Source organism: Agaribacter flavus (genome assembly GCF_042646125.1).
In the GTDB taxonomy this organism is placed as follows: Bacteria; Pseudomonadota; Gammaproteobacteria; order Enterobacterales; family Alteromonadaceae; genus Glaciecola; species Glaciecola flavus.
Genome location: NZ_JBHRSW010000049.1, coordinates 40277 through 66371 on the forward strand (window position 1 = coordinate 40277; position 26095 = coordinate 66371).

24 protein-coding genes and 1 tRNA gene are annotated in these 26095 nt (G+C 41.8%); 9 read left to right on the forward strand and 16 right to left on the reverse strand.

Features of this window, described 5'->3' with window-relative positions:
• Window position 1 precedes the first annotated feature (1 nt).
• The 7 genes from cspE to ACFOHL_RS16995 all read right to left on the reverse strand — a co-directional run bounded on the left by cspE (window position 2) and on the right by ACFOHL_RS16995 (window position 5967).
• Window positions 2–211 carry a transcription antiterminator/RNA stability regulator CspE gene (cspE, locus tag ACFOHL_RS16965; RefSeq protein WP_376921435.1) on the reverse strand — a complete coding sequence of 70 codons (210 nt, stop codon included), beginning with the start codon at window positions 209–211 and terminating at the stop codon, window positions 2–4.
• A gap of 294 nt (window positions 212–505) precedes the next feature.
• Window positions 506–1003 carry an acetolactate synthase small subunit gene (gene ilvN / locus ACFOHL_RS16970; protein WP_376921436.1) on the reverse strand — a complete coding sequence of 166 codons (498 nt, stop codon included), beginning with the start codon at window positions 1001–1003 and terminating at the stop codon, window positions 506–508.
• Window positions 1003–2721 (reverse strand): acetolactate synthase 3 large subunit, encoded by a 1719-nt coding sequence (locus tag ACFOHL_RS16975; RefSeq protein ID WP_376921437.1) that lies wholly within the window; start codon window positions 2719–2721, stop codon window positions 1003–1005. Before ACFOHL_RS16975 ends, ilvN begins: the two co-directional genes overlap by 1 nt.
• A 284-nt stretch (window positions 2722–3005) precedes the next feature.
• Window positions 3006–3377 carry a DUF413 domain-containing protein gene (maoP, locus tag ACFOHL_RS16980; protein ID WP_376921438.1) on the reverse strand — a complete coding sequence of 124 codons (372 nt, stop codon included), beginning with the start codon at window positions 3375–3377 and terminating at the stop codon, window positions 3006–3008.
• Between the two features lie 295 nt (window positions 3378–3672).
• Window positions 3673–4803 (reverse strand): trypsin-like serine protease, encoded by a 1131-nt coding sequence (locus tag ACFOHL_RS16985; protein WP_376921439.1) that lies wholly within the window; start codon window positions 4801–4803, stop codon window positions 3673–3675.
• A gap of 519 nt (window positions 4804–5322) precedes the next feature.
• Complete coding sequence (locus ACFOHL_RS16990; RefSeq protein ID WP_376921440.1) at window positions 5323–5820, reverse strand: DUF4442 domain-containing protein; 498 nt, start codon at window positions 5818–5820, stop codon at window positions 5323–5325.
• A 71-nt stretch (window positions 5821–5891) separates the two neighbouring features.
• Window positions 5892–5967, reverse strand: a tRNA-Gly gene (locus tag ACFOHL_RS16995).
• A gap of 423 nt (window positions 5968–6390) precedes the next feature.
• Here ACFOHL_RS16995 and ACFOHL_RS17000 point away from each other — a divergent pair.
• A complete protein-coding gene (locus tag ACFOHL_RS17000; protein ID WP_376921441.1) occupies window positions 6391–7638 on the forward strand; it encodes a GGDEF domain-containing response regulator in 1248 nt (415 codons plus the stop codon).
• 80 nt (window positions 7639–7718) lie between these two features.
• Here the strand turns inward: ACFOHL_RS17000 and ACFOHL_RS17005 are convergent, their stop codons facing one another.
• From ACFOHL_RS17005 to orn, 4 genes are all read right to left on the reverse strand, one after another.
• The gene (locus ACFOHL_RS17005; RefSeq protein ID WP_376921442.1) at window positions 7719–8822 is read right to left on the reverse strand and encodes a hypothetical protein; all 1104 of its coding nucleotides are present in this window, start codon (window positions 8820–8822) and stop codon (window positions 7719–7721) included.
• Window positions 8806–9648 (reverse strand): hypothetical protein, encoded by an 843-nt coding sequence (locus tag ACFOHL_RS17010; protein ID WP_376921443.1) that lies wholly within the window; start codon window positions 9646–9648, stop codon window positions 8806–8808. The genes ACFOHL_RS17005 and ACFOHL_RS17010 overlap by 17 nt, the downstream gene beginning before the upstream one ends.
• 138 nt (window positions 9649–9786) lie before the next feature.
• Window positions 9787–10275, reverse strand: a complete 489-nt coding sequence (locus ACFOHL_RS17015) for a hypothetical protein (protein ID WP_376921444.1) — start codon at window positions 10273–10275, stop codon at window positions 9787–9789.
• 104 nt (window positions 10276–10379) lie between these two features.
• Entirely contained in the window at window positions 10380–10925 is a 546-nt protein-coding gene (gene orn, locus ACFOHL_RS17020; RefSeq protein WP_376921445.1) for an oligoribonuclease, read from the reverse strand.
• 86 nt (window positions 10926–11011) lie between these two features.
• Between orn and rsgA the strand changes: the two genes are divergently transcribed.
• The 4 genes from rsgA to ACFOHL_RS17040 all read left to right on the forward strand — a co-directional run bounded on the left by rsgA (window position 11012) and on the right by ACFOHL_RS17040 (window position 14613).
• On the forward strand, window positions 11012–12043 hold the full coding sequence (gene rsgA / locus ACFOHL_RS17025) for a small ribosomal subunit biogenesis GTPase RsgA (RefSeq protein WP_376921446.1): 1032 nt from the start codon (window positions 11012–11014) through the stop codon (window positions 12041–12043).
• 78 nt (window positions 12044–12121) lie between these two features.
• Complete coding sequence (gene asd / locus ACFOHL_RS17030; protein WP_376921447.1) at window positions 12122–12994, forward strand: archaetidylserine decarboxylase; 873 nt, start codon at window positions 12122–12124, stop codon at window positions 12992–12994.
• Between the two features lie 42 nt (window positions 12995–13036).
• The gene (locus tag ACFOHL_RS17035; RefSeq protein WP_376921448.1) at window positions 13037–13906 is read left to right on the forward strand and encodes a DMT family transporter; all 870 of its coding nucleotides are present in this window, start codon (window positions 13037–13039) and stop codon (window positions 13904–13906) included.
• Window positions 13907–13908: 2 nt separating this feature from the next.
• Entirely contained in the window at window positions 13909–14613 is a 705-nt protein-coding gene (locus tag ACFOHL_RS17040; RefSeq protein ID WP_376921449.1) for a glycerophosphodiester phosphodiesterase, read from the forward strand.
• Between the two features lie 13 nt (window positions 14614–14626).
• On the opposite strand, the gene ACFOHL_RS17045 is transcribed toward ACFOHL_RS17040, so the two are convergent.
• The 4 genes from ACFOHL_RS17045 to typA form a co-directional block, all read right to left on the reverse strand.
• Window positions 14627–15037 (reverse strand): MerC domain-containing protein, encoded by a 411-nt coding sequence (locus ACFOHL_RS17045; RefSeq protein WP_376921479.1) that lies wholly within the window; start codon window positions 15035–15037, stop codon window positions 14627–14629.
• A 240-nt stretch (window positions 15038–15277) separates the two neighbouring features.
• Window positions 15278–16015 (reverse strand): divergent polysaccharide deacetylase family protein, encoded by a 738-nt coding sequence (locus ACFOHL_RS17050; protein WP_376921450.1) that lies wholly within the window; start codon window positions 16013–16015, stop codon window positions 15278–15280.
• 171 nt (window positions 16016–16186) lie between these two features.
• On the reverse strand, window positions 16187–17314 hold the full coding sequence (locus ACFOHL_RS17055; protein ID WP_376921451.1) for a MalY/PatB family protein: 1128 nt from the start codon (window positions 17312–17314) through the stop codon (window positions 16187–16189).
• A gap of 154 nt (window positions 17315–17468) precedes the next feature.
• On the reverse strand, window positions 17469–19298 hold the full coding sequence (typA, locus tag ACFOHL_RS17060; protein ID WP_376921452.1) for a translational GTPase TypA: 1830 nt from the start codon (window positions 19296–19298) through the stop codon (window positions 17469–17471).
• A 605-nt stretch (window positions 19299–19903) separates the two neighbouring features.
• Here typA and glnA point away from each other — a divergent pair.
• From glnA to glnG, 4 genes are all read left to right on the forward strand, one after another.
• Window positions 19904–21313, forward strand: a complete 1410-nt coding sequence (gene glnA / locus ACFOHL_RS17065) for a glutamate--ammonia ligase (RefSeq protein ID WP_376921453.1) — start codon at window positions 19904–19906, stop codon at window positions 21311–21313.
• 106 nt (window positions 21314–21419) lie between these two features.
• Window positions 21420–21923: a DUF4124 domain-containing protein gene (locus ACFOHL_RS17070; RefSeq protein ID WP_376921454.1), complete on the forward strand. Its 504-nt coding sequence runs from the start codon at window positions 21420–21422 to the stop codon at window positions 21921–21923.
• A gap of 135 nt (window positions 21924–22058) precedes the next feature.
• Entirely contained in the window at window positions 22059–23144 is a 1086-nt protein-coding gene (gene glnL / locus ACFOHL_RS17075; RefSeq protein ID WP_376921455.1) for a nitrogen regulation protein NR(II), read from the forward strand.
• Window positions 23137–24552: a nitrogen regulation protein NR(I) gene (gene glnG, locus ACFOHL_RS17080; RefSeq protein WP_376921456.1), complete on the forward strand. Its 1416-nt coding sequence runs from the start codon at window positions 23137–23139 to the stop codon at window positions 24550–24552. The genes glnL and glnG overlap by 8 nt, the downstream gene beginning before the upstream one ends.
• A 46-nt stretch (window positions 24553–24598) precedes the next feature.
• Here the strand turns inward: glnG and ACFOHL_RS17085 are convergent, their stop codons facing one another.
• Complete coding sequence (locus ACFOHL_RS17085) at window positions 24599–26095, reverse strand: ATP-binding protein (protein WP_376921457.1); 1497 nt, start codon at window positions 26093–26095, stop codon at window positions 24599–24601.

The window sequence follows — 26095 nt, forward strand, 5'->3', positions numbered from 1 at the left end:
ATTAGATAGGCTCTACATTCGCGGCTTGAAGACCTTTTTGACCTTCTTCCACTTCGAATGACACACGTTGTCCTTCTGGTAACGTTTTATAACCCTCAGCAACGATTGCACGGTAATGAACAAATACGTCCTTCCCACCATCGTCTTGTGTTAAAAAACCATAGCCCTTTTCAGGGTTAAACCACTTAACTGTGCCTGTAACTTTAGACATAAAAACCTCAAAATATAAAAATACAATGTATGCGCATCGCCTGCGCAGGCATTTTTGACAAATTCGTTGCTGAGATTTTTACTTCTGAAGTACTGCGTGCAAGTGATAAATGTTTAATACCTTCAATAACTTACACTTAAGATGTAGCAAACTTACAAACGCGCTTTACCAAAAACAAATTTAGTTTAGCACATATACATAAAAAATCATGCCTGACCAAAAAATTTAATATTTCATCAATCAGGCATAAGTTACTATTTCGTATGCACTTTTATTATGTTTGAGGGCAATCGTTTACGCGCGTAAGGCTCTGTCACCTCTGGCTAGACCGCAAACCCCGGTTCTCGCAGACTCTGTAATGTCAGCACAATCAGCCATTACATCGGCAAAAGCGGTCAATTTGTCACTGGTTCCGGTAACTTCCATCGTATAATGCTGAGACGTAACATCCAATACACGAGCTCTAAAAATATCTACATTGCGCTTCACTTCCGCTCTAGCGACTTCAGTACGTGTAGCCACTTTTATCAACATTAGTTCGCGCTCGACATGGGGTGCTTCTGTCAACTCGCTTACGCGTAGTACGTCGATCAATTTGTTGACTTGCTTAAGTATTTGCTCGGCAACTTTATCATCTGCTTCTGTAATAATGGTCAGACGAGAAAGGCTCGAGTCACTGGTTGGCGCCACACACAAGGAGTCCACATTATATCCGCGTTGAGAAAATACACCCATGATGCGTGACAATGATCCAGGGGCATTTTCCATTAGTATCGAAAAAATCCTTCTCATTATGTACGCTCCGTTTTGCTTAATCTCATATCGTCCATCGCACCAAACTTAATTTGCATAGGGTATACGTGTTCATTTTGATCAACGGCAATATCCATGAATACCAAGCGGTTTTTCTCGGCAAAGCATCGCGCCATCGCATCATCTAGTTCGTCTAATGTGTCAACCTTAATCCCGACATGTCCATATGCCTCGGCGAGCTTGACAAAATCAGGCATAGAATCCATGTACGAATGGCTATGACGCCCCTTGTAGATCATATCTTGCCATTGCCTAACCATACCCAAAGCACGGTTATTTAGTGAGATAATTTTGATGGGAAGGTTGTACTGTAAACAAGTAGATAGCTCTTGGATATTCATTTGAATACTGCCATCACCCGTAACCACTACAGAGCAAGCCTCGGGATGAGCAAATTGTACCCCCATCGCAGCAGGTAAACCAAAGCCCATCGTGCCCAGCCCACCAGAATTTATCCAACGTCTTGGTTTTGCAAAGGGATAATAAAGCGCGGCAAACATCTGATGCTGACCAACATCGGAACTAACGTAAGCATCACCGTTAGTATGTTTGTACAATGACTCGATGACTTTCTGAGGCTTTATCGTTGTCTCACCCTGTTCAAACTTAAGACACTGACGCGCGCGCCATTCGTTAATTTGTTCCCACCAATCCGTCAATTTAGACTCTTGGTTTGAAAAATCATGAGCAGTCATTTCTGCTAAAATTTGTCGACAAACCTCATCCACTGAGCCGACAACGGGCACATGTGCATTGATAGTTTTGGATATGGATGCTGGATCAATATCTACGTGAATAATGTCTGCATAAGGACAAAATTTATCCACATTATTTGTTACGCGGTCATCAAAACGCGCGCCCAATGCAAGAATACAATCGGAATTGTGCATGGTTTTATTTGCTTCATATGTGCCATGCATGCCTAACATGCCCAAGAATTGCTCATGTAAGGAAGAAAACGCCCCCAAGCCCATTAAGGTAGATACCACCGGTGCGTTTAATTTCTCGGCTAACTCGGTAACCAATGTGGATGCCTCGGCCGCAATCGCTCCGCCACCAACATAAATAACCGGCCTTTTTGCCTTTTCTAAACAAGCGACTGTTTTCTTAATCTGTTTGTTGTGCCCTTTTATCGTAGGATTGTATGAGCGCATGCTCACATCATCAGGGAACACATAGGGATGCTCTTCTTGAACATTCACGATATCTTTTGGTAAATCGACTACCACAGGTCCAGGCCGGCCTGAGTTAGCAATGTAATACGCCTGAGCAATTGCCTTGGGGATATCCACGGCTTTCTTAACCAGAAAACTGTGTTTTACAACGGGGCGTGAACAACCCACCATATCTGTTTCTTGAAACGCATCTTCACCAATATGCTGGGTAGGCACTTGACCAGACAACACCACCATCGGTATAGAATCCATATAGGCAGTAGCAATGCCGGTAAGTGTATTCGTTGCGCCTGGGCCAGACGTAACTAGGACGGTGCCCGTTTTACCCGTCGCTCTAGCGTAACCATCAGCCATATGCGCTGCACCCTGTTCATGACGAACCAGTACGTGCTTTACATGCTCTTGGGCAAAAAGCGCATCATATATGTCTAGTACTGCACCACCTGGATAGCCAAATAGATGCGTAACACCTACATCTTTTAGCGCTTCTACAACCATAGCCGCGCCTGACATCATCTTCACCTGAGTAACTCCTCTGAAATGAACGTTTCATTTTTATCGGACTATATAGAAAATCATGCAATGAAAAAACAAATCCATACAAAAAAGTGAAATACTATTTCACAAATAGCACATTTTTAGGATAAATATTTCGCGATAAATTTCTCGTCATGCACTTCTTCCTTGATGTACATGTATGTCCCATAAAATCGGGCGGCAAGGGTACTCTGGAATAAGCCATTATTCAAGGGGAAACCTTGTGCAAATTATGCATAAATAATAGCCAGTCGCTAACTGTAAAAAATCTATGATTCTAGGTCTAAATCGAGAGTATCATCAGAATCTGCTTCGATTTCTTCGTCATCAGCGATACTTTTTGCTTTACCATAAATGCTTGCACATTTGGGTCGATTGATCCGCTTCTGGTACTTGAGCCAAGCCTTTTCTTGCACGGTCTTCGCTTCCGCATGACCCAAGGCAGAGGCAATATACTGCTTATCCTCGTCATCCACAGGTTCATACTTACCGTCCATTAAGGCGGCAAACAAGCTACCGTACTGCGCAAGTGCCCTACTCTCGGCAATTGAAAAATCGCCCGAGCGAGAAAAACCATAAGGATAATTTTTGGGATCGCTAAACAAGCGTGTTTGAAGAGTTTGTTTTGTTAAACCAGACACAATAAGATCGCTCCACTATTAAATTCAAACCAAATAACGATATGCCTTGCTTATGAAGCACGTTTTACGCCCGTTCATCAGTACTGTCAATACTATTCTTTATGGTTTTATTCAATAATCCGAAACTTAATAAAAATGTAATGGAAATGGAGTCATACAGCCAAGCATGTGCTGCTGGATTAACGTTTGAAGACTTATAAGCACCAACTAAAAAAAAGATTGTCCAAAGTGGTAAACAGCAAAAAACCGGCCTTATAAGGCCGGTTGGTATTAACTATTTGGTATTAATGAGCTATTAACTGCGGCGTTGTCGACGAGTGGCACTTACAACAGCAAGTAAACCTAAACCTAGTAAGGCAAAAGCACTCGGAGCTGGAACAAGTGCGGCACGGATAAAATCCGCATGAATGTATGTAGGAACAAACCCACTCAATTCACCAAATGTATTATTTAGTTCATCATCAATGTCGCCTAAGCCAGTGCCGAAAGTTAAGCCGTAACTATTCACACCTGAAATTAAACCATTAATAAAGTTAGGGCCACCTGAGTCACCACCTGCGACACCTACCTCAGACTCACCTAGACCAACATCAAAGGCATCAAGACCAAAAATATCTGCAATGATACCAGCTTGGTCATTAAAAATACTGCCATTGTCGAAATCAGAAATATAAGAAAACTCTACGTCAGCGGAACCGAAAAAGCCATTTGTAAAAAAGCCACCAAAAGCAGCATCGCCGAATGCATAGTCGTAACGATTGTTACCCTGACGCAAGCGACCAGTAGCCGGAATTGATCCTGCGCCGTCACCCAATCGACCATACCCAGCAACGTTGAAGTTTTGCCCCGCTATGTCATTGTTTTCATATATACCGTATGAAACTGCCCAATCTGGTGCTTCTTCTGATAAACGTAACACCGCTATATCATTTTGGTCGATGACCTCACCAGTGTAATCCTCGTGAACAAAATAGTCAGTGACTTCTACTGCAACCACTTCTGGTGGAGCTGTGTATATGCTGACCTCTGGGCCAAGTCCATCTTCTGGTTGGAAAAACACGGTTGTGCTAATTGGGTTTGGCGTGCCAGCACCATCAGAAACACAGTGGGCAGCAGTCAAAATTGAACGGCGGTCTTCCATCAATGTTCCTGAACAGACAAAGTTACCCTGAGTCGTATTCATTAGCATACCAACGACACCACTGTATGTTGGGAAGGTTGGATGATAGATTGCGTTACCAAAAGGCTCAAAAGGAGGAAATGTCGCCGTACCTCCATCTGCAGCACCGACAAGTAAACTCTGTGCTTTCCAACTTAGACCGTGTGACTCCCCAGACACAATTAAACCAGCATGGGAGCTTGATACTGAACTCAACCCAACTACCATTGTAGCGAGTACTCCCGTTAAAGCTTTTTTATTCAACATTATTTTAATCCCTATTATTATTTATTTTTATTTGGAGCCTGTTGAATTTTGTCCATTTTCAATTTTTACCACTTGCAAAGACTCGTTACACGCGTATTCAGACTGAATTGAACATACACAGTGTATCTGTTTGTGGATAATATAAAGTAATTTAGCCTCCCCCCCTTAATCTAAAGACTTTTTGTCTTATCAATTTACCTCCACAAAAAGAACTAAGCGAAGGGCGCATATTCTTTTGATTGTTAGTTGTGGAGTCACAAAAAACAAAGGTCAACAGGCTCTACTTTTAGAGAAATATCTTATCCTTGTGCAAGTTTGATCTATTCGCGTCGAGAAAAAGAATTTCCTAACTGACCACAAGCAATTCCAATACCACCGTACAGTGTTTTATAATAACTATTAAAATCAATAATTTACTCTTTATTTATGCTTCCATAAGAATATAAGTGTAAAAAATATCGACATAGTCTATAAGAAAGAGCTAAAAATATGTTTAATATGTATACACCAATATAACTATTACTGAGATTTAGACTTCGTCAGCCACGCCCAATTCATTTCACAAATAATGGGGGCTTCGCCGCTTTCATCACTTACATTCACTGCGACTAGAATGTCGCCCTTTTCTTGGGTTTGCATTTGTTGAATTTGTTCGTCGGTCAGCCATGCCTCTGCACGCATGTCTCCTTGCGAGCGCTTTACGTATTTCAGGTGCATGGATTTAATAAGAGGTAACTTGTCGCCCGGTAAGTTTACGCCAACAACAAACCCCGTCGCAGATTCAGCAAGTAAAGCCATTGCAGCTGCATGCACACCGCCAATGTGGTTTTGTACCTTTTTACGATTTTTCTGGTAAAAAACAACGCGTTTTAAGTCGGTTTCAATAATTTTTAAACCTACTGTTCCAACGAGTTTTACCTTGAATCGAAACACCCAAGTAAGCAAACGCATATTTAAGAAACTGGGATAAGACAATGCTCTTTCGGCGAAGGATCGCAAAGGGTTGATTTTTTCCATGTGTCATCCGATTAATTCTGCCCACATACAAACATAGCACGTAGAAGAAAAAAAATGCGACCAAAAAGATTTGGAGCGGGAAACGAGACTCGAACTCGCGACCCCAACCTTGGCAAGGTTGTGCTCTACCAACTGAGCTATTCCCGCTTTATAGAGAGTTGAAATCAGTTTACTGAATTTAAGACCATTCCTGTAAACTGGACGAGCATTATAGAAAAATTATTTTTGGTTGCAAGTAGATTTTTACAAAAAATGATTATTTGAATAAATTTTCAACGGTGCATAGGGCAAACCCATTATCGACAATACGTCCCAAACACGATATCCAGCAAATTGGGATTATACTTGGAGGCTCGCCCTCTTGTGTCGCAAAACCGCTGCGAGTATATCCATATACGCTTTGATTTTGCATCCATGAAAAATAAATTTTGCGACACAAGAGGGCGAGCCTCCAAGTATAATCCCACCATGCGACCTCCAGTTAGTTTGAGTACCTACCCCTTAAATTATTATTGCGAATGCCGATAACTCAAATAGAGGTATATCCGTGCTGGATATTGAGGTGAGTGTGTGAAATACAAAATTCTATTGGTTGAAGACAATGCAGCCAGCCTGCGTGTGCTCAAGCGCATAATTGGCAAAATAAATTTAGATGTTGCGGTTGCCACATCACTAACAGAAGCAAAGTTGATATTCGAACAGTCGACGCCAGAATCCTTTTTGTGTGCAGTGGTCGACTATACTCTGCCCGATGCGCCGCATGGCGAAGCCATCGACTTTGCAATCCAATCATACATGCCTGTAATTGTGCTCACTAGTCAATCGGACGAAGATGTTAGAAACAGAATTCTATCGAAAGCAGTGGTCGATTATATACCTAAGCAAAATCGACAAGTTTTCGAGTATTTGAGTCGTCTATTAATAAGGCTACAAAAAAATAAGCAAGTCGGCGTACTCGTAGTAGGTAAGCGTCCCTCATCCAGAAACAAAGTATGTGAATTACTTAACAGGCATAACTTTGAGACCTATCAAGAAAACAACACGCTAAGTGCGGTCAATAGCTTGTACAACAACAAGCAAATTAAACTTGTGATCACCGAAAACGAGTTACAAGATGAATCGGGAATTGAACTCGTTGCGGCTATCAGAAAAGAGTTTTCTAAGGAAGAACTCAGTATCATTGGTACATCTAATTTAAGTAACCCTGCCTTGCTTGCAAAATTCATCAAAAGTGGCGCAAATGACTATCTTCGCGTTCCTTACTGCCATGAAGAGTTTTTTTGCCGCGTACTTCAAAATATTGAGCATATAGAGCAAATTGAGCTCATTCGAAAAACCGCAAACATGGACTACTTAACAGGTTTGCCCAATCGACGCCATTTCTTTGAAGAGGTAACAACACAAATGCATAGAGGTCTGGAGTCCATGTGTTTGGCCTTACTCGATCTCGACCACTTTAAGAAAATAAATGACACCTACGGCCATGATTGCGGGGATGCAATGCTCAAAGAAGTGGCTAAGTTGATGAAAAAGCACTTCTCTGAATTTTCTATGTCTCGATTTGGAGGTGAAGAATTCTGTGTGTTTTTTCCGAATACGACATTGGAACAAGCCAAACAAAAGTTGGACGTATTTAGAACTCAAGTAGAAAGTAAAAAAATTAGAAGAAAGCGTCAATCTATCGGATGTACTGTTAGTATCGGCGTAACATCAAAACTAGCTGAAAAAGTAGAAACTATGCTAAGTCATGCTGACGAATGTCTATATAAAGCTAAATCTTTAGGTAGAAACCAAATCGTTTGCTACATCAGTAAGTAACTTAAATTCGGGATAAATAAAAAATGACGAGAGTGACTTAGTTCCCTCGTCATTTTTAGTTATTTTGATACACTTATGCCTTAGAAATATACATGCGATTGCAAAAATAGAAGCTCATTTGTACGACTAGGCTGCTGTGGAATCCCTTCTGAAGATCGCACCCCCAAACGCACTTGCAACATTGAAAGAGGCGTGTATTCGACAACCAACGAGTAGCGTGTTTCTTGATTTTCATCTATACCTCGGTCTGGGTCATAGTACTCACCAGTGAGCTTAACATTAAGCCCTTTTTGCAACTGGTAGTTTGCTTCAATTAAGCCCACAAGTTCTTCAATGCTAGAACTTGTTATCCCTTCGGTTTCAATTAGGTTAGCTTCGCCGAGAAACACCCAATTTCCCCAAGTTAGCCCCCCGTAAACATTGTAGAAACGCTGCTCGTTCGCATCAGAGTCATTCACAACAACTGTTCCCCCTACACGCGCGTTACCAAACAAGTGTTCAGCCTTTGCACCAAATAAGAATTTGTCATCGTTATTGGACACCGCACTAGTGCCATTAGTAACAAAAAAATTTAACGTTGTGTCGTCATATTCGAGACCCAGCTCTACGCCATTGTCGCTACTATCAAAGTTAAACCCCGTAACCTGCCTAACAAAAGAAGTGTCATCCTCCAAACGCAATCCATAAGGCACATACATCTTGCCCGCTTTTATATAGTGATTACTAGCATAGTTATATTTTAAAAACGCCTCTCTATTTACTGCCGCACCCGGTGCTATTTGCTGATCCAAATAGAGACTGAATTTAGAGTTTTTAGGTTGTATTGCCACATAGACCTGTGCTGACTCTACTCTGAAGGTAGATGATGACTCATCCGCTTCGTTCCTACTTGCTTGTGCGTTATAACGAAAGTTTCCTCCGATCTTCAAGTAATCGGTTATTTCGCCAATATCCGCTCCGACGATATCGGAAATTTCTTTGGGCAATTGTGTGTGACCGTATAAGGTGCCAAATTTTGTGCGCATACCACCGCCAATTGGGTTTACGTGGCATGCGCTGCACTTCGCTTTAGTTTTAATTGCCAAATACGGCTCCGCGACGGCACTATTACTAAGACTAAGTAAACTGACAAGTATCGCCGAAATGAAAAGGAACTTCGTTGCAATATTATTTTGAAATTTCATAAACAAACTCTCCACCTTCAACGCCATTTCTATCTCCATCTAGCCAAGTGCCATTTCTCGCAAAAATACTTGACCGAGCATTTTCGTTTAACCTTAGTTGTAGGCTCGGATACCCAGTAATATCGCCTTCAAAAGCAAGATTTAGCTCATTGGCATTCTTCCATTTGATCACTATTAAATCAGGTGTGATTTCTCCAGCATTGTTATCAGAAAGGTGAATACCGTCAGTTGTTAACGTAGATTCATCCATCATCTGACTAAATACCAAATCGACAGATAAGTTTTTTCCGCTTTGTGAAACACTTTTTACAACTGCAACGACATCGGTACGATCAATTGGCGCGCCATTGTTAATCCATTGTTTTATAGTTTCTTGAGTTGTAGCATCTAAGGGTGCTTCACCCAAAGGCATTTGATTGCCCGCAATAGGTGCTCCTGATATTTTTAAGTATAAAAAACTATTTTCAGCATCACCGGGCAAAACACGCTTAAAAGTAGGGTTCGTTGCTGAATCTACATTGATTAAGTTAGTTCTGGTCGTGTCTAAATCATCCATTGCCAAACCAAGCGGCGCATTCGCACCCGCATGGCATTGAGTGCACCTTGGAACAAGTACTTTTTCGTGGATAGAGGCCAAGTTCGCTTGCACTGCATCGTCTTCGGGTTCAGGTTCAGGTTCAGGTTCAGGTTCAGTAGATGGTGGTTCTGTGGAGTTTAAGTCAATGGGTTGACCATTTGTATCTAGGCCTTGACCATCTCCAGCATTGCACGCTTGCAATAGGAATACTAAGGTAAATCCTATTGCCATAAATATGAAACGCTTCATAAGTATCTCCTTGTGTGTTCTTAGTTTGAAATGATCTAAGCCCGTTCATTTTTAAATCAGGGATCATTCAAACAGCACTACGCAACTGCAATTTTGAAAGTTGCAGAAGGAGATATTTTTTTAGAGACAGCCTTTTGCTTATTTACCCGGAAATACGAGTGCACCGCTTGTGTATTCTTGTCCAAACGTTGCTTTAGCAATAGCCACTTGTGAAATAGCTGAGGTGAATAAATCACTAGTTAAATCTTTCAGTGGATGGATAAACACAGACCACATCACGCCATCAGATACAGCATATCGCGCATCAAGTACCGAATGATAGTTTGCTTCTAGCGATTGCAGTAGCACATCATTGCTCAATTTGTTTAGTTCGATAATGGGAGAAACCAAGCGCATACGGTCGGCGTTTTTGTCGAAAATGACAGCCATGTGCATGCCTTTGAAGTTAAATTCAATCATGTTGCCACTTGACTTAATTGCGTCTCCACCCGCCGCTTTAATACCGCTTGTCATTTGTTCTGGGCTTATCGCGTTAGCTTGACTAAGACCAAGAATAAGCAACAATATAAATTGAGGTAACACCTTTACAAGCCGAATAATAACCTTGTTTGATTGCATAAAACGCATAAAAATTTAAATCCCTAAAAAACCCCGTTACCCTATTAGAACAAATACTGGCTTTGAATATTTCAAAGCTTAGTGGCTGTTGACCTTTGTTGTGCAGACCCTAACTAAATATTGAATACTTTATTGCGATAGTATTTAAGCTCTTCAATCGACTCAATAATGTCATCCAATGCTAAATGCACACCTTTTTTCTTAAATCCGTCCAGCAGCTCGGGCTGCCAGCGTTTTACCAGCTCTTTAATGCTACTCACGTCAATATTACGATAATGAAAGAAAGCTTCTAACTGAGGCATGTACTTGACTAAAAAACGTCGATCTTGACCGATGCTATTACCGCACAAAGGAGACTTGCCTGCTGGTACGAATTGTTCCAAAAAAGCAATCGTTATTGATGCCGCTTGGTTGACATCATATTCGCTACCCAAACAACGTTGAGTCAATCCAGAATTTCCATGGGTTGTTTTACACCAATCGTCCATTGCACTGAGCACCTTATCTGACTGGTGAATGGCGATAACGGGTCCCTGAGCTATAACATTGAGATCTTTGTCTGTTACGATACTGGCTATTTCCAGCACATAACAACTCTCCGGATCTAAACCCGTCATCTCCATGTCAATCCACACTAAATTTTGCTCATCTACTGCCATTTATCACCTAGTTACGTCAAATTGTGCTTCTTCAAACAAAAAATGTATCATGCATCATTAGAATCGCCAACTTAGAATAACTGGCTGTGGCTAAAAAACCCAAATTATCAAAAAATCAAAAACGTCGAGTTCAACAAAACCGGCACAAAACAATAAACAATCAAGACGAACAAACGCTTGATAACCTTGGAGAGCAATTAAACGGTCGCGTAATCAGTCGCTTTGGTAAGCATGCTATTGTGGAAAACGACGCTCATCCATCACAAACACACAAATGCTTTATTCGCCGAACCGTTGAGTCTGTCGTATGTGGTGACCAAGTATTATTTCGCCCCAGCCTCAGTGGAGAGCAAAGAGATCGTGGCGTCATTGAAGCGGTGTTCGATAGGAAGTCAGTGCTTACTCGTCCCGACTACTACGATGGTGTTAAACCCGTTGCAGCAAACATCGACCAAATTTTAGTAGTGAGCTCTATTTTACCCAGCTTTTCTAGTCATATTATCGATCGCTATTTAGTCGCTTGTGAACAAGCACAGATTCAAGCGATTGTCATCGTCAACAAAGTAGAGCTGCTCGATCCACAAGATATGGATGAGTTACATCAACAGTTAGAGGTGTACAAAACACTCGGATACAAAGTATTTTTGGTTAGCTGTAAAACAAAGATAGGCATAGACAGTCTAGCGCTTGAACTAAAAGACAAGGTAAATGTTTTTGTCGGCCAAAGCGGCGTCGGCAAGTCAAGCTTGGTCAACCAACTACTGCCAGAAGCCGATGAGCTGGTCGGAGAAGTGTCAGAAAATTCAGGGCTTGGTCAACATACTACCACTGCTGCCAAGCTCATGCACTTTAGCAATGGGGGAGAACTGATAGATTCACCTGGGGTCAGGGAATTTGGCTTGTGGCATCTATCAAAAGACGAAGTCACAACCGGTTTTATAGAGTTCAAAGACTATTTAGGAGGCTGTAAGTTTAGTGACTGCACCCACAAAAATGACCCTGGTTGTCTTATCAAAGCCGCAGTAGATGACGGAAAAATTTGCTCCACCCGCTATCAAAGTTACTTGAAAATCATAGAGTCGTTGGAAGCGCAACGTCCCTCTTATGCCAAATCATAAGTACTCATAATGCTTTTGTAGATACAAAACACCTAATGGTCAGCTACAATCAACTTGGATTAATTATGGAGCAAGTGCGTGATAGATTGGATAAAAATCCATACTCAATATATCTTACCTAAACACCTTATTTCTCGTTTATTAGGCTTCATCGCCGAAAAAGAACTTGGCATACTCACGCAGAGTTTAATTAAGCTTTTTATCAAAGCCTTCAACATAAACATGCAGGAAGCAGAATTTGAGTCACCTACTGAGTACAAAACCTTCAACGAATTTTTTACTCGACCTTTAAAAACAGGGCTTCGCACAATCGTTGCTGGAGAAAATACCTTGTGTCATCCAGTCGATGGCGCGGTGAGTCAATTTGGTGACATTAAAGGAGACAGAATTTTTCAAGCTAAAGGGCATGAATACAGCTTAACTGCGTTACTGGGCGGAAAGCCTGAGATTGCGAAAGCCTTCAAAAACGGAAAATTTGCCACGATCTATTTAGCGCCGCGCGATTATCATCGTATCCACATGCCAATAAGTGGTCAACTCACCGACACGCTCCATGTTCCAGGAGAGTTGTTCTCAGTCAATCCGCTTACAGCACAGAATGTCCCAGGACTCTTTGCCCGAAACGAGCGCGTTGTAGCACTTTTTGACACTCCAGCAGGTAAAGTAGCCATGGTTCTAGTAGGAGCCACAGTTGTCGCTAGCATAGAGACAGTCTGGCAAGGAACGGTTAGTCCGCCTGCCGGCAAGTACGTCCAGCATTGGCAGCACGAAGTCGACAACATTCTATTGAATAAAGGTGACGAGATGGGGCGTTTCAAGCTTGGCTCTACTGTCATCCTTTGCTTCGAAGAGAATAAAATTAACTTTACAGACGTATCCGCGGGTATGACAACGCGCCTCGGTCAACAACTCGCTCTGCTACAAGAGACTAAAAGCGAAAAAGCCGAATAGGACAAAATCTATCAAATATCATTCTTGTCTGGGCATGTTTGCATGAACCCAGTAAAACGCAGTCTTTTTAACTTGCATATCACTATGATACTACTTGGTGGTACTGCTTTGTTTTCAAAACTAATCGCACTGCCTGCCTTAGATATTACGTTTGGGCGCGCCATTCCTGCGTGTGTTTGTTTATTTTTGTTCGTAAAATTGTCAGGAGAAAAGTTCAGATTAAACAATACTAAGGATTATTTCATCGGCATAGGCTTAGGTGTTTTAATGGCGATACATTGGGTAACCTATTTTATGTCAATGCAGTACTCGAGTGTATCTGTCGGCATTATCGCTTTGTTTACCTTCCCTGTTATTACTGTTCTGTTAGAACCACTCTTTGAAAAGATAAAACTAAACTGGCAAGATATACTCAGTGCTTGTGCAGTACTGCTTGGCATATACCTTATTGTCCCCAGTGTTTCGTTAAGCAATGACATAACGCTAGGCGTCCTAATAGGCATCTTCTCGGCATTCTTATATGCATTGAGAAACTTGATCCATCGCCAATATTTTTCTCACTATAGCGGTGCTAGGGCAATGGGTTGGCAAACGTTAATAATATGCCCATGTTTAGTGTTCTTCTTGAATGATGACTTTTCACAAATGGACACCCGAACGGCCTTGTTACTGCTTTGTTTGGGTACCGTCTTTACCGCATTACCTCACGCCTTAATCGCGTCTTCATTAAAACATTTACGGGCAAAAACATTTTCTTTAGTGGCTTGCATGCAACCTTTTTACGGTGTAGTGCTCGCAATAATTATACTCAATGAATCGCCGACCATAAAAACTTTAATTGGTGGTATATTAGTCGTCTCTGCAGCAATATACGAAACGGTTCATACCCATCAGAACTTGAGGCGACAGTAAAGGTGCAAATAATTGCTCACCGCGGATACAGTGCAAGGTATCCAGAAAATACAATTTTGGCTTTCGAAATGGCATTGAGTGCTGGTGCAACAGCCATCGAATGTGATATTCAGGAAGTGGATGGGAAATTTTACGTTTTCCATGATTGGTACCTAGATCGCCTAACGAATGGCAAAGGCAGGTTGTCAAGTTTGAACAAAGATGAGGTAGAGCAACTGCAAGTAAAAGGTGCGCATGCAATACCTTGCATATCTGATCTGTTTTCATGCATTACAAATCAAGCCACATTGAATCTGGAGCTAAAAGCAATTAACAATGTCGAAGCGTTTGCCAATGCCTTGAATAGAGAACTCTACAAACACGATACAAGAGTCGTAATATCAAGTTTTGAACATGAATTGCTTAGCAAGATTAAAAGTGCATTGAGAGAATGCCGTCACCGAAACAATATTCGATATGCTGCACTCATTGCCCACCTGCCAAAATCTTATGCTCAGTACGCAATTGAGCTGGAAGTTGATATTGCAGCAATTGAAGCACACCTTGTGAATGACAGATTTATCAAGCATGCCCATACTTACAACTTGGAAGTGTGGTGCTATACAGTAAATGACGATTTACTTATCCAAAAACTGCGTGATATTAAGGCGGATGCGATATTTACCGACGACCCGAAATGGGCCTTAGCATGCGTAAAATCAGCTTAAAATAGCGCTATATTTACTTACAGCCTTTACACTGACGACACAAACGCAAATTGAGCACGTGTGCGCCGATAATTAACGCGGCGCCGACTGTAACCGTAAATGGCTCAAGCTCATGCCCTAAAGCATCTTTGTTCCAATATATTAATGCACCAGCTGCAAGAGAATATAAAGGGTAAAGTTGTCTATGGTATTGGTGAAAACCAATAAACATAGCGGCAAAACCGATAACGACCGACAGTGACAAAATCACGCGTTCAAACCAATGCTCGGCAAAAAAGCTTGACGCAATGACAGGCGCAATCGGTAACAACAGGGGTAAAGCAAGACAATGAACAGCACATAAACCAGAGATCCACACTCCCAGCTTGTCCAAACGGCCAGAATCGCCAGTGCCGACTGAGGTTTGAGAATTTTCCTCGGCCAGCTCCTCTACAGTAAGATCAGAAGATTTTAGTTGTCGCAATGTCGTTTACCTAAGCGCTAAATTAGTCAATGTCACATTTACTCGTGACGGATGTTATAGTGTAACATTATACCTGAGTAAGTAGAAATATTATTACGCCTAGTTTTTATAGATCGAGAAGCCGTTTATGCTTGCTGCTTTTTGATTGCGAAATCGGCAAAAATACACCCGCACTCTAGTTTAGCAGTACTTGTAGGGTGACTAATTCGGTAAACTGAGAGACTGTGGTGCTCCGCTATCAAAGTTACGTGATGCGGAGGCTAATCTTGGATTCAGTCTAAATTTGTTTTTTTCTCTTAAAAACTTACTGACAGTCACCAGCTCAATGTCTTCTGGCAGTTTAGCTAGATTTTCATTTAAAAAAGTGAGGGTTACGGGGTAAGGGTGCGCAATACCAATAGCTTTTCCGCGCTTCCTTGCTTCAAAGATAAGAGCTTGAAACTGTTTCTGTAAAAAGTGAGTAGTTTGGTAATGATCCAAAAAGATATGCCTTCTGGCTGCTTTTACTCCAAACTGTTCAGCTAAGAGACTTGCTTTCGTAAAGCGCGTTGTTCGACTATCAATAAAAAATAAGTTGGCTGCTTGCAATACTGTCATGACGCTTTTCATTTGCAGAGTCATTTGCGTTAACTTACTCCCCATGTGGTTGTTCATCCCAACAGCATGAGGAACAGTTTGCAATGCATCAACAATCGCGCCTTCTACTTCACTCGGATACATATTCGCCAATATCGCCCCCTCACCTAAATTTTCGCCGTTTAGCGATTCCATAGGCATGTGCAACATGACTTCGCGGTTTTGTTCGGCTGCGAAGTAAGAAAACCGAGTTGAAAACTCAGTATGAGGTAGTATTGAAAAGGTAACATCTTTGGGTAGAGAAAAAGCAACCGCATCGGACGCTTTCGCTCCAATGTCGTCAATAATAATGGCTATTTGCACCTTATTCTTAGCCGCTAAACTTGGGCTAAACAAAGTTATGGACAAAAATACAAATACCATTGATAAAAAAAGTTTGAGCTGAATAGGTTTTAGCACACTGTTATTTTTATGACGCTCGCGAATTTAGAATAACAGTGTTCTGCAATAATTGCACCTATTTGACTGAACGATCTACTTTGACAATCTTTCTACAATACTTTCAAGCATGCTTCTTGGGCAGCCATAGTTAATTCGGAAAAAATTTGCTTGTCCAAAATCTCTCCCCGGAGAGGGGCCAACGCCTCTGTCTTCACACCACTTTTGAGTATCACTCACTCCCAAACCACTGGCATCAACCCAAAGCAGAAACGTCGCTTCAGGCGCAACACAAGACAAGCCGTCAATATTATTTATTGCTTCAACCAAGTAATCTCTGTTTGCTCGTAAATAATCAAGCTGAGCGTTCAGCCAATCCTGACACTGAGTAAACGCAACTTCAGTCGCGACTAATCCCATAACCGTGACCCACGGTACAATACCAGCACCTGCATTGACAAACTGACGACGGATTTTTGCATTAGGGATAATGGCAAATGACGTGCCCAAGCCCGCGACATTAAAGGTTTTACTTGCCGCCATTAAAGTGATGGATTGATCTTCAAGGCTTGGAATTTTCCCTGCAGGAATATGACGAACATCGTCAAGGATCAAATCACAATGGATCTCATCACTACATACTGTCACGCCATTTGCGGTGCATATATTCGCAATTCTCGTCAACTCTTCTTTGTTTAAAACCGTACCAACCGGATTCATTGGGTTGCATAAGATAAACAAACTGGTATGCGGCTTGGCTGCATGCGCCTCTAGTGCATCGAAGTCTAGGGTCCAACGCCCGTCTACGAATACAGTAGATACCTCAAGCCGCGCTTTCCCATTGATTTGAGGGGCAGCCAACAATGGGGGGTAATTGGGAGTTTGCACAATAATACTGCTTTGATCACTTGCAAAACCTTTACATGCCATATTAAAAGCAGGCACAACACCCGGAGTCCAGACGATCCAATCCGCTTCAATATGCCAATCATATTGTTTTTTGCACCAATCGATGATGGCATCTGTAGCAGGTGTATATTCTTTGGGTAAGGTGTAACCAAACAGTCCATGCTGACTCCGTTTAACAAGGGCGTCGATGATCGGCTGTGGACTTGAAAACTCGGTGTCTGCAACCCAAGTTGGAATGATATCTTTACCTTTATATCGTTCCCACTTAAAAGCATGTGTTGGACTTCTATCAGTAAGTGTATCGAAATTGTACAAAAGATGACTCTAGTTGATTGATTTGCGCCAAATATAGCATTGGTAAAAGGTATACGGTAGTGTCATAAAGATATAAAAAAGGCGAGATAAACTACCTCGCCTTATTCAGAGCTGTGGTTACACTCAATAAAATTTAACTATGCCACTTAGAGGTCTAGTCTTTTTTCGTTCTTGAAGCCCGCTTACGATCACTTTCTGTAAGCAGCTTTTTACGAATACGAATACTTTCAGGCGTAACTTCTACTAGTTCATCGTCATCGATAAACTCAAGTGCTTGCTCTAAAGTCATAATGATGGGCGGGACTAAGCTCTGTGCTTCGTCAGTACCAGATGCACGCACGTTCGTTAGCTGTTTGCCTTTTAGTGCATTAACAGTTAAATCGTTGTCACGACTGTGAATACCGATAACCATCCCTTCGTACACTTCCACACCATGACCAATAAACAAACGACCGCGATCCTGCAGATTAAACAGAGCATTGGTCAAAGCCTTCCCTGTTGCATTGGCAATCAGAACACCATTTTTACGCTGACCAATCGTGCCCCCTTTGTGCGGACCATAGTGATCAAATGTGTGGTAAAGTAAACCAGAACCAGAAGTCAGTGTCATAAACTCTGTTTGAAAGCCTATCAAGCCTCTACTTGGGATCATGAAATCCATTCTAGTGCGCCCTTTACCATCTGGAGACATGTTGGTGAGTTCGGCTTTGCGTATTCCAAGCTGCTCCATGATAGAGCCTTGGTGCTCTTCCTCACAATCAATGGTTAAGGTTTCATAGGGTTCTAGCAGCTGTCCATCTTCTTCTTTGAGAATAACTTCTGGACGAGAAACTGCTAATTCATAACCTTCTCGACGCATATTTTCGATCAATATACCCAAGTGAAGTTCACCGCGACCTGACACTCTAAATTTGTCTGGGTCTTCAGTTTCCTCTACTCTAAGTGCCACATTATGTACAAGCTCAGCATTCAGCCTATCAAGAATATTTCGAGAGGTTACATACTTACCTTCTTTACCCGAGAAAGGTGAAGTATTGACTTGAAAAGTCATCGTTACGGTTGGTTCATCCACAGAGAGCGCAGGTAAGGCTTCGACAGTATTTAAATCACATACAGTATCGGATATTTTTAGCTCGCCTAAACCTGTAATTGCGACAATATCGCCTGCACTTGCTTGTTCTACGTCATGGCGGTCTAAGCCCAGATAACCGAGTACTTTACCCACTTTGCCATTTCGCTTTTCACCGGCAGCATTCACGACTGTCACTTGTTGATTGATCTTAATTGACCCGCGCTTAATTCTACCTACACCAATCACGCCCAAATAGCTGTTGTAATCCAACTGAGAGATCTGCATTTGTAAAGGGCCATCAGCATCCGCATCCGGTGCCGCTACTTGCTCAATAATCATCTCAAATAAGGGAGTCATGTCTGTACCAGAGACTTCAGCATCATGCGAAGCCCAACCGTTCAAAGCAGACGCATAAACCACTTGAAAATCAAGTTGATCATCTGTCGCACCGAGGTTGTCAAACAAGTCAAACACTTGGTCGATCACCCAATCTGGACGAGCACCTGGCTTATCAATTTTGTTCACAACTACAATCGGTTTAAGACCTTGGGCAAAGGCTTTTTGTGTCACAAAACGGGTCTGTGGCATTGGACCTTCTTGCGCATCAACTAGCAACAAGACTGAGTCCGCCATAGACATTACACGCTCAACTTCTCCACCGAAATCAGCGTGTCCAGGCGTGTCTACAATGTTGATCCGATAGTCGCCATAGTTAATGGCCGTGTTTTTTGCCAGAATCGTAATACCGCGTTCTTTCTCGATATCATTGGAGTCCATCACACGCTCTTCGTTGTCGCCACGTGTTTGTAAAGTACCAGATTGTTGTAGGAGCTTATCAACCAAGGTCGTTTTACCATGGTCAACGTGTGCAATAATGGCAATATTGCGCAAATTAGCGATGCTTGAAGACATAAATACTCTCTGTAATAACTCGTAAGGTACAAAAGCGAATCTGCCTTCAGTTAGATATAGAAGGGGATATGCTCATGCTTACGAGAGAAACCTAATTGGCGGCGGATTGTACAGACTTATTGTGAATTAGGCTATGCGTATCCATGGATTTTTGAGCGTTTTATTCAATAAATAAAGTTAGGCTGCACGAAGGCATTAATAACTTAACAAGCTGTTAACACAAGTCCAAATAAATTGATGCATCACCAATTTTGTGCAACACCCATGCTTTTTGCACCATTATAATTCAACGCTACATCAACATCTCACCCTTTTAAGGATATTCTTTTTTTAAAACATACTCTTAAGTATTAATACCGATTGGCATGATAATGGCTTTAACCCAAGTTAATTCCGCAATCGGGTTATATGGGTTGTTACATGAGTTGTTAATGATACTCCCGTAACATGCAAATGTATCAAGGGAGCTTGATTATGACTGGCGGATATGGTCATACTTAAGTGTTGGCAACAACCATTACAACGACCAACATTTTCGTTTTCAGGTAAATTTTGTAATTTATCTAAATACCTATCACACAACGGACTTAAAACTGGAGAACTATATGTCAATTGAGTCAGCTTTAGCGCTTATCACAGAAAGCGAAGCTAAGTTTGTAGATTTACGTTTCACCGACACAAAAGGTAAAGAGCAACACGTTTCTATCCCTGCAGGGCTAGTAGATGAAGAGTTTTTCGAAGAAGGAAAAATGTTTGACGGTTCGTCTATTGCTGGTTGGAAAGGGATCAACGAATCAGACATGATCCTTATGCCTGATCCTGAGAGTGCCGTTGTTGACCCGTTCGCAGAAGAAACCCAAGTGAATATCCGTTGTGATGTGGTTGAACCATCTACAATGCAAGGCTACGATCGCGACCCTCGCTCTGTCGCAAAACGTGCAGAAGAATACCTTAAGTCCACAGGTATCGGTGACACAATCTTATTCGGACCTGAGCCAGAATTCTTCCTATTTGACGACGTCAAGTTCCACACCGATATGGCTGGTTCTTTTTATGCCATTGATTCTGAGGAAGCAAAATGGAACTCGGGCTCTGATTACGAAGGCGGTAACATGGGACACCGCCCTAGCGTGAAAGGCGGATATTTCCCAGTACCACCTGTAGATTCAGCGCACGATATGCGTGCAGCAATGTGTCTTGTAATGGAAGAAATGGGCTTGGTTGTTGAAGCGCATCACCACGAAGTAGCGACGGCTGGCCAAAATGAAATTGCTTGTCAGTTCAACACACTAGTTAAGAAAGCAGACGAAATTCAAATTTATAAGTATGTAATTCACAATGTCGCTCATGGTTACGGCAAGAGCGCAACATTTATGCCTAAGCCATTAGTTGGAGACAACGGTTCTGGTATGCACTGTCACCAATCAATTGGCAAAGACGGCAAAAACATCTTTGCTGGCGACAAGTACGCTGGTCTTTCTGAAGAAGCACTTTATTACATTGGCGGAATCATCAAGCATGCTCGTGCTATCAATGCTTTTGCGAATGCATCAACTAACTCTTATAAGCGTTTAGTGCCTGGTTTTGAAGCTCCAGTAATGCTTGCTTACTCAGCTCGTAACCGCAGTGCATCTATTCGTATTCCTTATGTTACGAGTGACAAAGCTCGCCGTATCGAAGTGCGCTTCCCTGACCCAACAGCTAACCCATATTTAGCATTTACTGCGATGCTTATGGCTGGTATCGATGGTATCAAAAACAAAATTCACCCTGGTGACGCTGCTGATAAGGATCTGTATGACTTACCAGCTGAAGAAGCCGCTTCTATTCCGACAGTAGCTAGCTCATTAGAACAAGCACTTGAAGCACTTGATGCTGACCGTGAATTCTTGACTGCTGGCGGCGTTATGTCAGACGACATGATCGATGCTTATATCGAACTTAAGTCTGAAGAAGTCGAAAAAGTTAACATGACGACTCACCCTGTTGAGTTTGACATGTACTACAGCGTTTAATAAATACCCAAGTATAAAAAGCCTGCATTAAGCAGGCTTTTTTTATGCTTCCCATTTATGTAGTATTGGATAGCATAGAGTTGTCAGTCTGTTTGGGTATACGCATATGCTACCGAGAGTGTTATCGTTTATGTGTTTATGTTTGTTTGCAAGCCTTGCAAACGCAAAAATATATAAAATAGTAAATGCAGATGGCAGCATCACTTATTCAGATAAACCCATACCTGGTGCAATCGAAGTCAAACTCAAAAGCAACGCGACCACTATTCCTGCACAAACCATTCACCCAATCCAAGAAAAACCATCAATAAAGAAGAAATCATACCGTTTGTCAGTGTCAAAACCATCTGACGGCGCGACTATTCGCAACAATTTGGGAAAAGTAAGTATCACCGCTTCCTTAGAGCCTCAAATCAGTGGTATGTATAATTTACTGATGGGGGACAAAACTTATCGATCTCCCACCGGTCAATTCCAACTAGATAACGTAGACCGTGGTGAACACAGCTATCAAATTACATTCACTGATAACACAGGCAAGGTTATTGCATCTACCAGCCCAAGAGTACTTTACCTGCACCGCACCTCAATTATCAATCGCCCTAATTAAGGGATACCTTTTGCAAACAAGGGCTTAGATTGCAATAGTTGCCGATAAAGGTAGAGTAAAGAATCTGTTTTATCGCGTTACCAACTAGTTTATGCACTATTTTTGTGCGAATCATCACTTAGGCCGGAGTTTATTTTGGGGAATACACCACTCCTACTGGAAACCATTTTTCAATCAATGACAAATGCTTTGCTCGTGCTCGATGAGGAATTCAATATCGTGTACGTCAATGAAGCAGCGCTGAATGTTTTTGAAACCGGCTTGAGTCAAATTCAAGAAAAAACCTTTGACGAGTTTTTTCTCCAAGAACATTTGGATTTACGGCGTTTTGAAAGGGCATTTTCCAAGGGCGAAGAATTTTCAGAAGCTGAATTGCAGCTTTGCTTCAAGGACGGACGTTGTATCTTGGTGGATCTTCAGGCAAATATTTTTAGAGTTGAACAAAAAGAATATTTACTGCTTGAGATAATGCCGGTAGATAAGCAAAGAAAAATAAGCCAAGAAACACAACAATACGCGCAACAGGTCGCTGCAAGAGAATTAATACGCGGTCTTGCCCACGAAATCAAAAACCCTTTGGGAGGTATTCGCGGCGCGGCACAACTGCTCAACCGCCAATTGCCAACACGAGAGCAGCAAGAATTTACTCAAATGATTATGGAGCAGGCAGATAGATTACGCGGTTTAGTTGACCGACTATTGGGCCCTAACACCCTTCCTCAAAAAGGCTATTGCAATTTACATGAAGTGATTGAAAAAGTGCGCTCAGTCATTGCAGCGGATCAATCATATTCTATTCGTGTGATTCGTGACTATGATCCTTCAATACCGGATGTCTACGCCGATCCGGATATGTTGCAACAAGCGCTACTAAATATTGTTCGTAATGCGAGTCAAGCATTAAAAGACGCTCATATTGAAAAACCCACTATTCGCTTGAAAACGAGAATAGAGAGAAGTTCAGTTATCAATGGAAAACGCCATGCTTTATGCGCACTAATCAGTGTCATAGATAACGGCCCCGGCATACCAAGAGAATTAAGAGACACCTTGTTTTATCCAATGGTGACAAGCAAAAAAAATGGCAGTGGCTTAGGCTTATCTATTGCACAAACTTTGACTGATCACCATGACGGAAAAATAGACTTAGAAAGTTTCCCAGGATACACGGAGTTTACGATCTACATACCAATAACAAAAAAGGACGCAAACAATGAATGAACCAGTATGGGTTGTTGATGACGATAGCTCAATTCGTTGGGTGTTAGAAAAGGCATTAAAAGTAGCAGATATCGGCTGCATGAGTTTTTCAAACGCCGAAGATTTATTACTCCAAATTCAAAGTGGTAATGCACCACAAGTCGTAATATCAGATGTAAGAATGCCAGAAATGGACGGTATGACGCTACTGCAAGAAATTCATGAGCACTATCCAGATCTGCCCATTATTATTATGACTGCACATTCTGACCTTGATAGTGCGGTAAAGGCATACAAGGGAGGAGCTTTCGAATACTTACCCAAACCTTTCGATATAGACGAAGCCGTATCACTTACAAAACGTGCGTTAGAGCATGCTCGGGAGACAAGCCAGTTAAAACAGCAAGAATCCCGAGTATCAAATACAGAGATCATTGGTGAAGCACCTGCCATGCAAGAGGTTTTTCGTGCAGTAGGTCGCCTTTCACGTTCTTCGATCAGTGTTTTAATAAATGGTCAATCTGGAACAGGTAAAGAGCTTGTTGCACAAGCATTGCACAAACATAGCCCAAGAAGTGACGAAACGTTTATCGCACTGAACATGGCTGCTATTCCGGCCGATTTGATTGAATCAGAGCTATTTGGGCATGAAAAAGGGGCGTTTACCGGCGCGCAAAATGCTCGGCAGGGTAGGTTTGAACAAGCGGATGGCGGTACATTATTCTTGGACGAAATAGGTGACATGCCGATCGATGTACAAACCCGTCTACTTAGAGTGTTGGCAGATGGTCAATTCTATCGTGTTGGCGGTCATCAGCCAGTTAAAGTAGACGTTCGAATCATAGCCGCGACTCACCAAGACTTAGAAAAAAGAGTGGAAGATGGTAAGTTTAGAGAGGATTTGTACCATCGATTAAACGTAATAAAAATTCATCTGCCCAGCCTAAACGAGCGCCGTGAGGACATACCTTTATTAGCAAAACACTTTTTGGCGAAGGCTTCAAAAGAGTTAGGCGTAGAGAGTAAACAGTTGTCAAAAGCCGCAGAAGAAAAACTGATGGATGTCGCATGGCCTGGGAACGTACGTCAACTCGAAAATACATGCCGATGGTTAACCGTGATGGCAAGTGGGCAAGAAATTCTTGTAGACGATCTACCACCTGAACTACATATGCTTTCTGCAACTGAAGTAAAACAATCAGTGATCAACGATGATTGGACTGTATTGCTCGCAAATTGGGCTGATAAACAATTACTCTCAGGGCGAAATGACATTTTAGATGCTGCGCAATATGACTTTGAAAAAGTGTTATTGAGCTGCGCACTAAAGCATACACAAGGCCACAAGCAAGAGGCGGCGAAACGGCTGGGTTGGGGAAGAAATACTCTGACTAGAAAGCTAAAAGAACTAAACTTTAGTCACGACTGAAGGTTAGTTTGTTCTAATATACCCTAGGGTAGAAAAAGCAGAGCCTCTAACGAGGCTCTACTGTTTGTAAACAAAACGAAAACTTAGTACCACAACCGAGTTCACTGCTTACCTCTAATTTTGAGTCAAATAGGGCAATCAATTTCTGGCTAATCGCTAAGCCTAAACCAACATGGGTTGTTGCGTCCCGCTCGGTATTGCTCGCTTGATACCTTGCATCAAAGATTTTGCCAATTTCTTCAGACGAAATACCCACACCTGTATCAGCTACACTGACTACTAACCTATCTGCCTTCCCAGTGACTTCGAGCGTTATTTTACCGTTTTCAGGCGTATGTCTAATCGCATTTTCAATTAAGTTCGATAGTACCCGTTCGACCTTTTCTATATCGGCTTTTACAAAACCACCAGCTTGTTGTAATGACACTGACAATTCGATATTTTTTGCTTCTGCCTTCATCTTAAACTTAGCCGCAATGTCATGTAACAACTCGGCTAGCTGGAATACTTCCAGTTTCATTTTAATATGGCCGCTTTCTAAGTAAGCCAATTCAAATATTTGGTCAATTAAACGCTTCAAATTACGTAAATTTTTCATGCAAATTTGAATGAAATGTGCTCGGTCTTTCTCATCCAATTGCTTATCTTTTAAAGATAAGGTTTCAACGTAACCCTGCAAATTAGCGAGTGGCGTACGCAAATCATGGCTCAAGTCTGCAAGTAAGGCCCGTCGTTGATTATCATTTGTCTTAATTTGCTGCCACTGTTTGTCGATGTGTTTAAGCATTTCATTAAAAGCAAAACCTAAACGCTGAATTTCGTTTCTTGATTCGTTACGCCATGGCAAAAGCTTTATCCCAGATCCAGTCAAATCAAAACCATTGTTGCGAAAACGATCCATGTCATCACTCAGGCGTTTAAGAGGCGCGGTAAAAAACCTAAATAACAAGAGTAGAGCAAATAACAAGAACAATAGCCCCGCTGCTACAACAAGTGCAAACTGTTGCACGCCCTTACTTTTTTGCAATCCGTCTTTTATCGAATCGTACTGTGAGCCGCCGATTATGACGTACAAATAGCCTTGTAACTCGTCGCCATTGTACACAGGTGCTGCCGAAAATATTTTTTGCCGCGACGCCGATTTAGGGTCATCGCCGTACAGCGGGAAAACGGCTTCGCCGCTAAGCATTTGATTGATTGGCTCGAGGCTAATATTTTCTCTTACAATTTCTCCCGGCTTAGCCGAGTATGTAAGGAGCTTTCCAGAGGCATCAGCAAAATAAAATTCAAAATTAGGCCCTAATAACATTAATGTATGAAAAAGATTTTTTAAGGCCTCATAATCATACACCCCTGTTTTCAGCAGTGGGTTATCGGAAGCTAGGTGCTCTGCTAATTTTAAATGAAGTCGTTGCTCGCCTTCGTGTTTAATACTTGTTTGTAAATATGTAGAAGCGGTAGTTAGCAAAGCGATAACCAAAAAAAATCCTGCAACTAGTGATACCGACAATCGCTGGTAAAAGCATAATTTTGGATGCCACAT